This is a genomic window from Paenibacillus sp. SC116 (assembly GCF_024733555.1).
In the GTDB taxonomy this organism is placed as follows: Bacteria; Bacillota; Bacilli; order Paenibacillales; family Paenibacillaceae; genus Paenibacillus_B.
Genome location: NZ_JANIOF010000008.1, coordinates 1 through 15,439, shown reverse-complemented (window position 1 = coordinate 15,439; position 15,439 = coordinate 1). Strand labels below are relative to the sequence as shown.

Here is a 15,439-nt window from a genome sequence, read left to right as displayed (position 1 = left end):
CATTATCATTGTTATAGTCCAACCTTTTATCCTCATATAAATAGCCGTGAACGCATCACGTGTGGTTGAGGAGGAATGCCATGCTGCTAATTTACGGTCCTTACATGCCGATTCGAATATTGGAAGCGATTCAAGACTGGAAAAGCCAAGAGAAGGAACATGCTGTGCTCATTCGCAGCGTTGTTCCAGAGTTAGAACCAAACTTCCATCAGGTGCTAACTGAATGGGAGCACGTCTTTGCTAAGACGGAGGAGACGGCGCGCGGCTGGCTGCACAACTGCATAAGCTCAGATAGACGATGGGACACCTCCTTGCTGACACAGATCGATCAGCTGCTAGGCGCTTCCGTCCACCAATCAGAGCATTTTATTCAGCAGTTGGAACATATGAAGCAGTTCAGCCAAGGGGTGCGGCACACGTCAGCCGCACCGCTTCTATGCGCCCACGTCGTGCGCGAATCATACGTGTTCGTCAGCGTGACCAAGTCGCTGACGAGCACCCCGCTCGCCGAAGCGCAAGTGAACGCTGCGGCGCACGAGCAAGGCCCCACTGCGGCGTACGTTTCAGCCGCTGTTAGGCCTAATGATGTGACAGCGGCCATAGGCAGCAGGCCGCTGTCACAGGCTTTTGCGGCGGGCGAAGCCATTCCGCCGCATAGCGGGCGCCCGCCTAGCAGCGCTGCGGCGAGCCAACACGGCACGCCTTACGCTCCACAAGCTGCGACGATGCAGCACGGCACGCCTTACACACCGCAAGCTGCGGCGGGCCAGCACGGCACGCCATATGCGCCGCAAGCTGCGGCGGGCGCTTCGCTAGTGGCAGCCGCAGACGCTGCTGTGGAGCAGCAGCTGCGCCAAGCGGCTCCAGAAGAGGCACGTCCAGCAGATAATGTATACGTGCCTCCAGGCGGGCATCGCTTGCCGCCACTTCCCTACCCTTACAATGCACTAGAGCCGTACATTGATACGAAAACGATGCAAATCCACCACGACATCCATCACAAGGCGTATGTCGATGACTTGAACAAAACAGAGCTGGCTCTAGTCGAAGCACGCCGCACTGGCAACTTCGATCAGATCAAAGCGCTAGAGCGCGATTTGGCGTTCAACGGGGCAGGACATTATTTGCATACGATCTTTTGGGACGTAATGAGTCCGAAAGGCGGAGGCGAACCTCAGGGCGATCTAAGACGCCAAATTGAACAGGACTTCGGAAGCTACCAAGCCTTCAAGCAGCAATTTTCCAAAGCAGCTGAAAAGGTAGAAGGAGGCGGCTGGGCCATCCTCGTCTGGAGCCCTCGCAGCCGTCGCTTGGAAATTCTCCAAGCAGAGAAACACCAGAACCTATCCCAATGGGATGTTATCCCGCTGCTCGTGCTCGATGTGTGGGAACACGCTTACTACTTGAAACATCAGAACAAACGCGCTGATTATATTAAAGACTGGTGGAACGTCGTGTATTGGCCTGCTGTTAATGAACGTTATTTGAAAGCACGTCAATTGAAATGGGCTCCATTTTAACCTAATGATGTCTTGATTCCTTGTATTTACTTGGTTAAAATAGGTAAACAGATGTTCGTCCCTTAGTATATGCTCGCTCATGCTAAGGGACGATCCCCTATACCAAGCTATTATGGAAGGAGAAAGCCTGTGCTCAAGCCGATCCTAAAATGGGCCGGGGGCAAACGGCAAATACTTCATCATCTACACAATCAACTGCCGCAATTGGATGGGTCCACATGTACCTACTACGAGCCATTCGTAGGAGGAGCGGCCATGCTCCTTTCGTTAAAGCCCCAAGCTGCCGTAATTAATGATGTTAATGAAGACTTAATCAATGTATATCGAATGATTCAACACGATCCAGAAGCCTTAATTGCCACTCTCAGCGGACACGTCAACTCAGAGGCTCATTATTATGAAGTCCGCAGTTGGGATAGGGAGGAGGATACTTATGCGTTACTCACCCCTATTGAACGTGCTGCACGGACGATTTATTTAAATCGGACATGCTTTAACGGTCTATATCGTGTAAATAGCCGTGGCAAGTTTAACGTGCCGTATGGGAAGTACAAGCAGGCAAATATCGTGCAGGAACATAAAGTACGTGCCTTTTCCCGGTATGTAAACCGCAATAAGATCCAGATTCGTCATGGAGATTATGCTGCGGCGGTAACCCAAGCAAAAGCAGGAGATTTTGTTTACTTCGATCCGCCCTATGATACACTCTCACCCACCGCATCTTTCACATCCTATGCCAAGGGAGGATTTACGCGAGAAGAACAACGCAGACTTGCCGAACTATATAAAGAGCTAGATCAAAAAGGTGTATACGTCATGCTTTCCAACCACGCCACCGAGTTCATCACCGACTTATACCGCAACTATCACATCCATCAAGTCCATGCCAAACGCCTAATTAACTCCAAAGGTACTGCTCGCGGCGGTGTCAATGAAGTTGTCGTCGTCAACTACGACACCCATTCACGCTCCTCAGCCTATTCCTTCTAAGACATACTTCACAGCGATTATCTTTTAACTCGTACCTACAATAGACAATAGATATGCACTCTCATCAGCTCATTCCCTTTCACAGCTTAGTGATATGTTCTCTACTGTGTCACGCAAAAAGAGGCTACAGGCTTCCCGAAATCAATCCGGAAAACGCTATAGCCTCTTTGTATAAAAAGGTCACTTATAAGATGAAGGAAGGGGTTACTATAAGTGTGTTCGTTTGTGCGTAAATAGAGTTATATCTGAGTTGTATTATTGTGCCGCTACTGTTACTTGATTCGCTGTTGCCCAACCGTTCACAGCTGTTACCGTGTACGTCGTGCCTGGCTTCAATTGGCCGTTGTTAGCGATATCGAATGTACCTGTTGCTCCCTTACGTGAAGAGAACTTGTACGTAGCTGTTAGTTGACTGCCATCTGCTGCTGTCAGGGTTACACTGCGACCTGCCAAGAGCTCATCTTTTGGATCTGCTACCAATGTCACTTCCAACGAGGTTGGAGATACCGGCTTCGCAGATTGCAATGCCAATGGTGCAATTTGAGCAGCTGTGAACGTTGCATTCTTCACTTCCATCCAGTCAGATGTAATCGTGTAAGTAACGCCTGGCTGTAGCGTCGTACCTTGTGGTAGACGGAACTTAGGTGCTTGACGACCATCTGTAGACTGTGTGAATGGTACATAGTTCGCTGTAATAACTGCGCCACCATTGTTTGGCGTCAATGTCGCTGTACGGCTGCGCAAAGATGGAATGATTTCATATGTTACGCCATTCGCACGGTTATTTTCATCCAACTGCATAGCCAACGCACCACGGCCATTGCGGTATGCTGCAATCACATAGCCATAGTCAACAACGCCATCTGCACGATTAGATATTACTTGAACCGTATCGTTTGTTACTTGCTCCACGCTGCTAAGTTGAATTTTCTCAGCTGTTCCTGTAAAGCTAACTGCTTTTTCATCGCGATACTTCAATGTATAAGATGTGCCTGCTTTTTGAGTTGTCGTCGGCACGATGTACGTTTGAGTTGCACCTGTTTTCAACTGCGGTACGTTCACAATTTTCAAATCGTTGTTGAACACGAAGTTCTTAGATGCATTATCTAGGTTCACTTCTTCTGGTGTCAGCGGCTTCGAGAAGGTTACTTGAAGTGTAACAGAGTTCAACGGTGTAATGTTCGTGATAACTGTCTCAGAAGACTTCGCTAGCTGTGCTTGGTAAAGCACTTGAGCAACTTGTGCACGCGTCACATGCTTGTTGCCCGCATAGTCGCTAATCCAAGCTTGGATTTCATCTCCGTCTTTTTCCAAAACATTAGCTAGCATATTGACCAATTCCTGCTGTGTCACTTGTTTACGTGGTTGGAATTTATCGGAATCCACTTGAACACCGTTCTTTGTCAATGTAGCTACATAGCGATGGAACCATTGTCCTGGAGCGACATCAGCATAACCATCATCTTCGCCAGCAGTTGCCTGCTCCAATTCAAGAGCGAGTACGACCATCTTCGCCAGCTCGGCACGATTCACGTGTTGGTTAGGCTTAATCGTGTTATCTTTATATCCTGCGATGACCTTTTGCTCGATCATTGCTTGAATCGCTTGTGCGTATTCACTATCTTGTGAAAGATCCTTGAAGCTAACAGCCACTGCCTTAGTAAGAGCAACCTTAGTAGAAGCTGCCTGTGCAGGAACTGCCAATGGCCCTGCATATCCAGTAATAATTGTTGCCGCTACTACGAAAGCAGCAACCTTCTTTGTATTTGGTGTCATAGGTTCTTCCTCCTTAAGTGTAAAGTGTCTTGTCGTTGTAATGCGTCTAACAACCACTTTACAGAGGAAAAAGAAACTCATACTGAACAAAAGATTAACAAAAGATTAAATAACGGATTGCATCTTCAAATCGTTCCATTCGTTAAACTCTACACTAAACTTTGCACATTCCATTACATATCCCATTACACATTAAAGCGATAGCCCGCTCCCCAAATGGTCTCGATATATTGTGGATTAGATGGATCCAGCTCGATCTTCTCGCGAATGCGCCGTATGTGTACGATCACGGTGGAAATATCGCCAATCGAGTCAAAGCCCCACAATTGATCAAACAACTGCTCTTTGCTAAATACCCGATTGGGATGGGTCGCCATATGCGTTAACAGGTCGAACTCCTTCGTCGTCATAACCGCTTCCTGTCCATTCACATATACGCGACGCGATACTTTATCAATAAGTAATCCGCGAATTCGAATCTCATCTGTTGCTGGCTGCTGCTTGCCTGTTAGCCGCTCATAGCGACCTAAATGTGCCTTAACCCGTGCTACGAGCTCACTTGGACTAAACGGTTTCGTAATGTAGTCGTCTGCACCTAGATGGAGGCCCCTAATTTTATCGACCTCTTCTTTTTTAGCGGATACCATCAAGATTGGTATTTCCTTTACCGCTCGAATTTGCTTGCAAATTTCATAGCCATCCCGCTTCGGCAAGGCCAGATCCAGCACGATGAGATCATAGTCGCCCTCCAAAGCACGCTTTAGCCCCTCTTCTCCATCGTGGCAAATATCCGCCTGCATGCCGCTCAGTTCATAGTAATCCTTTTGCAGCTCGGCAATGCTCGGCTCATCTTCAATAATCAGAATCGATTTCATACAGAGCCCTCCTGTCTACGTATTCGCTGCAAGGTAAAAGTGATAACTGTGCCTTCTCCCTGCTCACTATCTGCCCAAATCTCCCCACCATGTCCCTGAACAATTTGCTTCGCGATGGCAAGTCCGAGACCACTGCCGCCTTGCGTGCGGGAAGGATCAGCGCAGTAGAACCGATCGAAAATAAACGGTACCGCCTCAGATTCGATACCTGTACCATTGTCCGAAATCGCAACCGTTACCGTATTGTCAATTGGATGCGACTCATAACGAATCTCGATTCTTTTGTGTTCTTTGTCCATATGCTTAATCGAATTGCTAATGATGTTATTCATCGTGCGCATTAATTTCTCACGATCTACCTTAGCGATAATAGGACGTGTCCTAGACTCAGACTCACTCAACTCAATCTCAATGCCTCTACTCATCAGATCCAACTTATATTCATCTACACAGTCTCTAAGGAATGATGCGAGATCTACCTCTTCGAACGTGAATGGCAGTCGCTTCAAGTCTAGTTTCGAGAACAGGAACAATTCATCAATCATCTGATCCATATGAACAACTTTGGAAAAAATCGTACCTGTGTACTTGTCCATTTTCTCCTGTGTATCCGGCACTCCGTCACGTATCCCCTCGATATATCCTTTGATCGTCGTCAGCGGTGTTTTTAAATCATGCGAAATGTTCGCAATAAGCTGCTTGCGATTGTCCTCATACTGCAGTTGAAGATCTATCGACTCCTTTAATCGCTGCCTCATATCTTCAAATGCTTGACTAAGCTGTCCAACTTCATCATTCGAGCTGGACGCAATCTGGAAATTCAGATCCCCATCCCGAATTTTCTCAGCGGATTCACGAAGACGCCCAAGCGGTCTTGTTATGCTTCTCGTGACAAAGTAGTATAAGAGTCCATTTGCCACCGCAATAATGACGAACAACAATCCAATTAGCACCGGAAATAAATTTTGCGTCAATGCTGTATACGGGCTTAACTCTCGAATGACATACATGCCGCCCGGCTGTCCATCTAAAAATGTAAAATCAAATTTCATGTACGCGTAGAATCGATTATCTACGTTCACCGTATTGCGAAGCTTCACATTAGTAGGATCATAGGCTGGCAGTGCCTGCGTCAGATTGGGATCATTCCATATGCCCGATAAAAATACCGTGTCATTTCCTTTTCGCACATGAAGCCCTGCTTGTTTTTTCCGAAGCTCGAAATCATATTCCTGTAATAGCTTCTCATCTGTGAGCTGGTCCGGATTGTTTTTCGCTATATATTTCAAATCTTGATACAATGTCTCTTCCTGCTCGGTAAGCGGCCGAATGGAATAGTGGATTTGGTAAAAGTCCTTTAAGCTCCGTATATCACCCGTCAACGCTACCGTAATAAGCACTGCAGCGATAGCAAACATAATGACTGTTGTCATGAGCATCGCTGTATAAGACAACAACAAGCGTAGTCGTATCGTCATTCGATCACCTCTTCTATAGCTATCCTGTATTTTATCTGTTCGTTTATCTAAAGATACTAAGATAACTGGATAGCGCTTGTACAGTACATTTATCTTCTACCCCTAGATATCGAAAAGGAGCGGCTAAGCCGCTCCCTGTATGTTTGCATCTATTTAGACGTCGATTTAGACATCTATTTAGCACCCATGAACCTCTGAACCTTTAGAAACTTTTAGACTACGTCAATTATTGCCTACCAACTATAATGTTCCAGCTACTACTTGTCCCATAAACATAACTGCGCGGCGATCCGAACGACGAGCAACTGCCTCAGCTGAACAGCTAGCCTTTACGAATACTGCATCTGCAAGGACTCCCTGAACAGGCCATACCTGCTTCCCGTCATTATCCAGCGGAGTGACACCTCCTGTAATGCAAGTAAGCGCACGGGATAATGAATATTCATCCGCATAACCATACAATTCTGCCATTCGATTAGCCTTTTCCAGCATATCCCCTGTTCCAAACGGTGACCAGTGATCAGTAATGCTGTCATTTCCAAGCTCAACAAGCACTCCTTTTTCACGCAGCATTGGAATTGGCATCTGTACCGCTCCGATTGGTACCGTAGACGAGATGGATATACCTAGCTCAGCAAAACGTTCAGCCAACTGCTCTGCCGCTTTCGTTACAGGACCTGCGAATCCGAAGGCATGACTCACTGTTACACGACCTTGCCATCCTGCTTCTTCAGTCAGATCAGCGAGCTTGTTCATCGTATATAGTCCTAGTTGATTGCGCTCATGCAAATGCAAATCGATACCTGCATCAAACTCAACCGCAATATCCATTAACGTAGCTAAGGACATCTCGATGTTATCATCGACAACGGCTGGATCGACAGCTCCAACATGAGTAGCTCCGAGTCTCATCGCGCCCTTCACTCGATCTACAGACGAAGACTTAAGCAGCCCATGCTGCGGAAAAGCAACACTCTCTGCTGTCAGCTTGCCAGCGTAATCGCTAAGTACTTGCAGCGTTAGTTCCATATTTTTTGTCTCAACAATCGGATCGACGTTAACATGTGTTCGAATATGCGTCGCTCCATGACCAAGCAGCAAGTCGAGCATTTTAGCAGCTCGCTCCTTCACAGTAGGCAGCTGCTGCTTAAGAATGACTTGTTCCTCTGCCAACCGATCGAAGATACTTGTAGCTGGCCGTACCGCTTTCCATGGCCCACCATAATACGTTTTATCGATATGAATGTGCATCTCCTTGAATGACGGCAGCATAAGCAGACCTTTGGCATCCACATGTGGAATCCCGTCATCTGGCAATTGGCCCACAGCAATAATGTCAGCAATTACGCCTTCTTTGACTTGGATATGATGTAGTGCTGTCTGTGTCCCTACGACCACGTCTTGCTCTTTTTCAAAAGCTACTTCTAACAAAACATTCGTTAGCCAATACGTCGATGCATTCATTCTATCTTCCTCCTAGTGACTGAAAAATTGAGAGTTTTAACCTTCTATTTTGCACCTGCCGCAACCAGTATCTGTGTAATCTCATCGAACTCCCTGGATTTCGCATGTTCTAATGCCGATACACCATCTATATCTGGAATATTTACATCAGCTCCATGCTGAATAAGCATTCCCACCACTCGCTGGTGTTCTTCTCCTCCACTGCCCAGCACAATTGCTTCCATCAGTGCCGTCCAGCCAAGATTGTTAACATGATTAATATCTACAGCCGAATGCTGTACTAAGTATTCAATAACATCTAAATGTGCATGTTCCGCTGCCGGAATAAGCGCGGTACCGCCATAGCGGTTCGTAAGTTTTGTATCTGCACCCGCTTCGATCGCCAGCTTGAGCACTTCCGTTAACCCTTCTGCACCAGCATACAAGTATGGGTTGTCTTTACGCTCATCTTGAATGTTAACATCAGCACCACGATCTAACAGGACCTTAACCGTCACAAGATGATTGCCAACGGTCGCCAACATAACAGGTGTACGACCATCCTTATCTCTCGTGTTGATGTCCGCACCGTTTTTAAGATGTTTAAGCACTTCTGCTGTTTCTCCTTGTTCAGCTGCAGCCAACAATGCTTCATTCAAGACCTTTTCATTGCCCGTCTTCGAAGGAGATGGCTCTTGTTTATGAGCCTGTTCGGAGGATACGGAATTTGCAGTCTCTTGTTGAGACGGCTCGCTTGAACAGCCCATCAGCACAATTCCGGATAATACGATAGTAAAAGCTCGTAACATGATGCTTCACCTCGCCTTTTCTTGGTAATGCTATTTATGCTACCATGGAACAAAATATATGAAAAATATTGATATAGTTACTTTTGTATATGAATTGAGTATGGGAGGAGTGTTGCGCTTACTGTGGATATTAGACAACTTAGATATTTTATTGCCATCGCAGAAGAGCGGACAATTACTGGAGCAGCTGCCAAGCTCCGCATGGCGCAGCCACCGCTCAGCCAACAGCTAAAGCAGCTTGAGCAAGAACTTAATGTCCAATTGGTTAAGCGCCATCGCTCCGGGATCGAGCTGACTAGCGCTGGACAATCGCTATATGAACATGCACTTCGAATCGTCCAGTTCATGGAAGAGAGTGAGATTGAGGTTAAAGAAATCGGCAGCGGAATTCGTGGTCAATTAGCGTTTGGTGTAAATACGCTATCGGATAACGTTCTTCCGAAACTACTACAAACCTTTCGCGATAAATATCCGAAAATCACTTATAAAATACAGCAAAATGAATCCGCTCAGCTGTGTAAAATGGTCAAGGAACGAGCAATTGAAATCGCCATTATCCGTTATCCTCTTAATCTGGAAGAGTTCACTGTTATGCCGCTGCGAAAAGAGTCACTATGCTTTGTAACCAGTACACAAAACATTTGTACAAGCAGTGATCTATGGCAGCAGCTGCGAGAAGTGCCCCTCATTTTACCGAGTACCCAGGGGCTTGGTGTGCACAGCTTAATTATGGAACAATTTGCGGGGAGAGACATAGCACCGAATGTTATCGGTGAATGTTCGGACATAGCATTGCTTATGAATCTTGTTCAATCTGGATTTGCCTCAACGATCATACCAGAGACTGTGCTTCATATGCATCCTGGATTTCAGGTTCAAACTGTGAAAATAGAAGATTCAACCTCGGCATCTGTATTAATATGGCTGAAAAATCGTTATCTCTCTAAAGCAGCCCAGCATTTTATAGACTTGTGCCAAGTCCACTATCGCCAGTAACATGCGCAAAGGTTTGTTGATTAATTATATCTACTCATATCTACACACAATCTTATAACTGGAAATCGACCCAGTTTTCATTGGAAAGTTGGCTGGAGCAGAAGCCTGTCGATAATCGTTACATCTTGATTCGTTCCCATCTTTCTGTAAAAGGTGGGAGATTTGCATTTTAAATAGGAATGGAGCAGATCATTCCCTGCCAGCCTTAATAAATATACGGGACAGCTACTTCTGGAATTGTTGCGATTATGCAGCTAAAGGATGCACATATGCACCCATTTCCCTAATATAGCCATTTTCGGCCTAAACACATGCACTTTAGCAGGAATTCACGCCAGTTAATATTGTCTACTATTTCATTAAAATCGCTTACTTACTTCTTTTCAATTCTACGTTCGAGGACTGCTCACTAGAAATTGCTACTCTAACAAATTTAATTGAATAAAAAAATCGCCTTTCTTCCTCCCCATATTGATAGGGAAAAGAAAAGCGATTTTTTGTAGATTCGCATCCAGCTTTACACACAAGCAAAGTGGAATAGCGAATAAATCTATCTATTATTTCTTGTCATTTTTCATGAAGTACTCGAACAAATCATCACGTGCCTCTTCCAAATAAACAAGCTTCGGCTCGCGCTCGATCTTGATCTTCATTCGCTGTGCTGTCTTTTCAAGCAAGTCCACTGTATCGTTCGTACGAATGATAAGCTTTTGCGGACGAGTGCCTTTTTCTTCGATCAATTGAAGGAAATGGTTCAGGAACTCCTGCTCATAGTTATCGTCATAAGACAAGTGGAAGCCTACAGCTTGACGCGCCAAACGGTCTACCCACAGGCACAGTCGTGGATAGTAAGGACGGTCAGATTCACCTTGAACCGCTACAGGAGCAAAGAAGAACTCTGTCTCCCAATGCCCTTTTTTGTTCGGGAAGCGCTCCATAATATCATTTAGGCGAGCTTGATCTTCACACATAACTTTAACAGGACGCTTAAGAATAAAGTCCGGATCTCTCCATGTATCTTTCCATGTACCGTTTTCCAGTTCACGTACCAGCACTTGTCCAGAACGCGGTGCTACAAGTGTATCCGCATCTTTTTTCACTCGCTCTGCTACGATCATCGCTTGCTCAAGTGCTGTTGTCATGAAGCGAACTTGCTCACGGTTCAATGTCCAAGGTACAAGACCTGGGTCGAAAGCACGGAACATCGGCCATGCATTTTTACCACGGAAGCTGAAGCCCAAATCCTTAATTTCTTGCCAGTCGCGCTTCTCGATATCTGCACGGTCTTCATACGTTACCATCATGCACTTTTGACGGTGCAACCATGCGTAGCGCTCATCGCGCTCTAGCAGCATGTTATTCAAGCTTTCCAAGCCCTCTGCACCACGGAACAAAGCCAATCCAAACAAAGATTCGCTTGTGCCCATAATACTGCAATAGCCCATCTCTTCGTCTTCAGGATTTCTAATTGCGAATACCGTATTATCGGACATCCACTTCCAAGGAGACAACTTCTTATAAGCTGTCGCTGCTTCATACATACGTGTCAATTCAGCTTGTTCTTCCGTAAGTACCTGTTCTTGTTCTACACTATTCTCTTCCACTTGTTTCACTGTCATGAGTTCAAAATTCCTCCTTCTTCGTTGCCTACCGGATCGTACCATCGAAGGCTTCGCACGAAGAACGCGACGATGTCGTGTGCTTCCTACGAAACCTTCCTGTCTATGAGCAAGAAGAACCCGTTCCATGCCCGGAACGGGTTCTTCCTCCATCATTAAACCCAAGTCTACTGTCGCAACAGCGATAAGAATTCCGCGCGCTGTGCTGCATCACTACGGAAGCTACCACGAACCGCAGACGTTACCGTCTTGCTGCCCGGCTTCTTCACGCCGCGTGCGCACATGCACAAGTGCTCCCCTTCCACAACGACCATAACACCTTGTGGTTGAAGCACTTCATCCATTATATCTGCAATTTCGGATGTAATCCGTTCCTGCACTTGCAAGCGACGCGTAATCGCGTCAACCAGTCGAGCAAACTTGCTCAAACCAGCAATCTTGCCGCTTGGAACGTACCCGATATGAACTTTACCGAAGAACGGCGCCATATGGTGCTCGCATTGGCTATAATACGTGATATCTTTGACGATGACAAGTTCTTCATGCTGTTCGTCAAAGGTAACGCCGAGCACATCGCGAGGATCTACCTGATAGCCAGAGAAGATTTCCTCATACATTCTCGTCACGCGTGCAGGAGTATCCAACAATCCTTCACGCTCCACATTTTCACCAATGAGCTTCAAGATTTCTTTCACATGATGCTCGATTCGCTCTCGGTTATCGCCAACTTGCGTATTAAGGTAATCTTTCACGCCTGCCATAAATGGCCCCTTCCTCCAGCCGCTCCATCTCTATCTCCGTTAATTGCGTTTAGAGGATGGCCGATTATCTCATTTTCTTGTTTTTCATCATTTGCTGTGCTTTTTGCATCTGCTTGCCATTCAAGTTATAGCCCATTTGCTTGGCCATCTTTTGCAGCATCTGCGGATCAGTCTGCATTTTCTCCATTTGCTTACGCAAGTAGAATACGCCAGCGGCAAATCCAATGACAATGCCGATAATTAGCGCAAGGATAATGAAAATGGTTGTCCACATGTTACGTCGTCACCCCAGCATTTATATTCTTACTTTTATGCACTAACCATAATTCTACCATTACATTAGCCATTATGATAGCATGTCTGCCGTTTCTTTACAATTGAACTTAGTTCCATTTTTTTCTTGTTTACCCGGAAATCAGACAAAATTCGTCAATTTTCTAAGGAAAGCAACTTTTCTTTTATACCTAAACCGCCGCCATAACCGACAAGTGCTCCACCCGCACCAATGACGCGATGACATGGAATGACTACTGGCAGTGGATTGCGATTGTTCGCTCCGCCTACCGCACGAACTGCCTTAGGGCGACCTACTGCCTCTGCGATATGCTTATACGAGCAAGTTTCGCCGTAAGGAATATCGCACAGAGCTGTCCATACTTCACGTTGGAACGGCGTCCCGCCACGCATATCGATCTTAAGGTCGAACTGCTTGCGCTCCCCTCGGAAGTACTCACCCAACTGAAGCTTCGCTTCCTTCAAGCGCTCTGGATGACGCTGCATCGTTACTTTGCCGATTGCTTTAGCCGCCCACGCTTGGATCGCATCCGAACGTTCCAATACGGAGCCGAACTCGATGGCACAAAGACCATCCAGCGTAGCGCACAATGTCAATGTACCGATTGGGGATTCCATCTCTTGTACGTACAACGGCTCTGGCGCCGCCTTCGCTTCCTCTATTGCGTCGCGCATAGCCTGACGCACCTCCTCATCCTGCTCGCGCGGCAATGCCTTCGCGAGCGCTTCGATCGCGGCCGCTCCACTGATGCGGCCAAGTGCCCATGCCGCCGTGATGCGCAGCTCTGCGCGCGCTTCGGCGTTTAACACTTCCGTGAGCGCAGGCACTGCACTGCGATCACGGAAGTTGCCCAGCGCCACCATCGCATTGCGCTGTATCGGCTTCTTCCCGCGCCATGCGGCGGCGCTCATGCCGAACTGATCGCGGAACTCGCGGTTGGACAGCTCCAACATCGGTACTAAGAGCGGCTTAACCGCCGCGGGGTCTGGCTGCATTTCAGGATGATGTGTCCAGTTGAAGCCCTTATTTTTCGGGCATACGACCTGGCACGTATCACAACCGTACAGCCGATTCCCCATCTTCGCCATCAAGTCACCAGCAATCGGCTCCTTGAGCTGCGTTAAGAACGAAATGCAGCGCTTTGCGTTCATCTGGCCAGGTCCAACAAGGGCTCCTGTCGGACAAGCATCCAAGCAGCGCGTACATTCGCCGCAGTCCTCCGTAATCGCATGGTCCGGCGGAAATGGAATATTCGTGATCATCTCACCGAGATAGATCCACGATCCATATTGCGGCGAGATAATTAAACAGTTCTTGCCGCTAAAGCCAATGCCAGCCCGCTCTGCAACAGCGCGGTCACACAGCTCGCCTGTGTCGACCATACTTCTAAATTGCAGCTCCGGTTCAGGCACGCGCTCGCGAATAAACGCCTCCAGCTTCTGCAAGCGATCACGCAGCACATGGTGATAATCCGTCCCCCATGCGGTGCGGGCAAACATCCCGCGATATTGCCCAGGCTCCGACTTCAGCGGCGACTCCGGTAGCTTAGACGGATACGCGACAGCAATCGCGATAATCGACCGTGCTTCCGACATTAGCAGACGCGGTGTCGTTCGCTTGTCCAAATCCGGTTCCTCGAATCCCGAGGCATAGCCACGATCAATCGAGGTTTGTAGCCTTTCTTTTAAAGAAAGAAACGGATCTGCCGTCGTAAACCCGACTTGGTCAATACCTAAGGACGACGCTGCTTCAATGATGTCTTGTTTCAAGGATGCCCAACGTTCTGCCGTCTCAGGCTCATGCCAATTCGCACGAGGCATTTCACGCCCCCTCCTTCTACTTATATTTCACATCTATCATTACAAATTCAATCAAAATGCCTAGATGCTAAGATTATATGATTTCTATCTCTATATTTGAAGTCAGTTATCTAAATATTCGACGTCTTGTCGACACCTTATTGTAACCTTACTAATGATAACGTTAAAGTACGGTTTGGATCAATGTGTGTTTCTGTAATAACGAGATTACCAAAAACACCAAGCAAAGTATTACTTGATGTCTGTCTCATCATACAGTTGATAAAGCTGACAGTTGGCGTTGCTTATGGTTCGAAGCCTTTATGAATCCATATCCTAATGCCAACAACTTAACAAAGTGAATGATGCTCTAGTTCCAATTGCCTCTGCAATAGCATAACTACTTTATGTTTCTAACTCGTTTCCTCAATCAACCAACACTCACTAAAGCCAACGGCTGCGCTTTTAGGGAGAACCAGAGCTCCATTAGTGGGAAGGAGGCTACTCGTTTAGAAAACGTCAATTATGCAGTTATTTAATCTGAAATTGTGCTTATTAGGGATATTATCCGCAAAAATACAGTTGTTTTTCTCCATATACCTATTTAAAGCCTCTGAGCTTGTAAAATAACTGCATTTTTGTCCATACCACTCATTTGCCCAACTGCTTAATCGCCTCTCTTGCCAGGAAGTCACAATGATTATTTAGCTCATTATCACTATGGCCTTTAACCTTAATATATTCGACTTTATGCTTGCGCATCAGCTGCCATAGCTCCTGCCACAATTCCTTATTCTCGACAGCGAGCCCTTTGCTCGTACGCCAGCCATTTTTCATCCAGTTATAGATCCAGCCCTTTTGAAAACAATTCACGACATAAGCAGAATCACTGTACAGCTTGACGAGACAAGGTTCATTCAACGCTTTCAATGCCTCAATGACCGCCTGAATCTCCATGCGATTATTCGTAGTATGCTTTTCTCCGCCCGATATTTCTTTCCGATACACACCATAAAGGAGAACGGCGCCCCATCCTCCAGGACCGGGGTTCCCAGAGCAGGCGCCATCTGTGTAGACG

Annotated in this window: 13 protein-coding genes; 3 read left to right on the top strand and 10 right to left on the bottom strand. The window is 46.7% G+C overall.

The features are described 5' to 3' along the window. Positions 1-80 precede the first annotated feature (80 nt). On the top strand, positions 81-1,520 hold the full coding sequence (locus tag NQ117_RS22475; RefSeq protein ID WP_258280262.1) for a Fe-Mn family superoxide dismutase: 1,440 nt from the start codon (positions 81-83) through the stop codon (positions 1,518-1,520). A 129-nt stretch (positions 1,521-1,649) separates the two neighbouring features. After that, a complete protein-coding gene (locus NQ117_RS22470) occupies positions 1,650-2,510 on the top strand; it encodes a DNA adenine methylase (protein ID WP_258280261.1) in 861 nt (286 codons plus the stop codon). A 255-nt stretch (positions 2,511-2,765) separates the two neighbouring features. On the opposite strand, the gene NQ117_RS22465 is transcribed toward NQ117_RS22470, so the two are convergent. The 5 genes from NQ117_RS22465 to NQ117_RS22445 all read right to left on the bottom strand — a co-directional run bounded on the left by NQ117_RS22465 (position 2,766) and on the right by NQ117_RS22445 (position 8,894). After that, positions 2,766-4,286 (bottom strand): S-layer homology domain-containing protein, encoded by a 1,521-nt coding sequence (locus NQ117_RS22465; RefSeq protein WP_258280260.1) that lies wholly within the window; start codon positions 4,284-4,286, stop codon positions 2,766-2,768. A gap of 185 nt (positions 4,287-4,471) precedes the next feature. Continuing rightward, on the bottom strand, positions 4,472-5,161 hold the full coding sequence (locus tag NQ117_RS22460; RefSeq protein WP_258280259.1) for a response regulator transcription factor: 690 nt from the start codon (positions 5,159-5,161) through the stop codon (positions 4,472-4,474). Then, positions 5,158-6,639, bottom strand: coding sequence for a sensor histidine kinase (locus NQ117_RS22455; protein ID WP_258280258.1), 1,482 nt, complete (start codon positions 6,637-6,639; stop codon positions 5,158-5,160). The genes NQ117_RS22460 and NQ117_RS22455 overlap by 4 nt, the downstream gene beginning before the upstream one ends. Positions 6,640-6,879: 240 nt before the next feature. Beyond that, positions 6,880-8,103: an amidohydrolase family protein gene (locus NQ117_RS22450; RefSeq protein WP_258280257.1), complete on the bottom strand. Its 1,224-nt coding sequence runs from the start codon at positions 8,101-8,103 to the stop codon at positions 6,880-6,882. Between the two features lie 44 nt (positions 8,104-8,147). Further along, positions 8,148-8,894, bottom strand: coding sequence for an ankyrin repeat domain-containing protein (locus NQ117_RS22445; RefSeq protein ID WP_483874621.1), 747 nt, complete (start codon positions 8,892-8,894; stop codon positions 8,148-8,150). A 120-nt stretch (positions 8,895-9,014) separates the two neighbouring features. Here NQ117_RS22445 and NQ117_RS22440 point away from each other — a divergent pair, with 120 nt between their 5' ends. Beyond that, entirely contained in the window at positions 9,015-9,887 is an 873-nt protein-coding gene (locus NQ117_RS22440; RefSeq protein WP_258280255.1) for a LysR family transcriptional regulator, read from the top strand. A gap of 557 nt (positions 9,888-10,444) precedes the next feature. Here the strand turns inward: NQ117_RS22440 and NQ117_RS22435 are convergent. The 5 genes from NQ117_RS22435 to rnhA form a co-directional block, all read right to left on the bottom strand. After that, a complete protein-coding gene (locus NQ117_RS22435) occupies positions 10,445-11,506 on the bottom strand; it encodes a DUF7309 domain-containing protein (protein ID WP_258280254.1) in 1,062 nt (353 codons plus the stop codon). A gap of 167 nt (positions 11,507-11,673) precedes the next feature. Further along, complete coding sequence (folE, locus tag NQ117_RS22430; RefSeq protein WP_258280253.1) at positions 11,674-12,267, bottom strand: GTP cyclohydrolase I FolE; 594 nt, start codon at positions 12,265-12,267, stop codon at positions 11,674-11,676. A gap of 64 nt (positions 12,268-12,331) precedes the next feature. Beyond that, positions 12,332-12,541: a YneF family protein gene (locus tag NQ117_RS22425; protein WP_258280252.1), complete on the bottom strand. Its 210-nt coding sequence runs from the start codon at positions 12,539-12,541 to the stop codon at positions 12,332-12,334. A gap of 155 nt (positions 12,542-12,696) precedes the next feature. After that, positions 12,697-14,382 (bottom strand): tRNA epoxyqueuosine(34) reductase QueG, encoded by a 1,686-nt coding sequence (gene queG, locus NQ117_RS22420; protein ID WP_258280251.1) that lies wholly within the window; start codon positions 14,380-14,382, stop codon positions 12,697-12,699. Between the two features lie 630 nt (positions 14,383-15,012). Next, the coding region (rnhA, locus tag NQ117_RS22415) for a ribonuclease HI (protein ID WP_258280250.1) at positions 15,013-15,439 on the bottom strand (427 nt) is incomplete at its 5' end.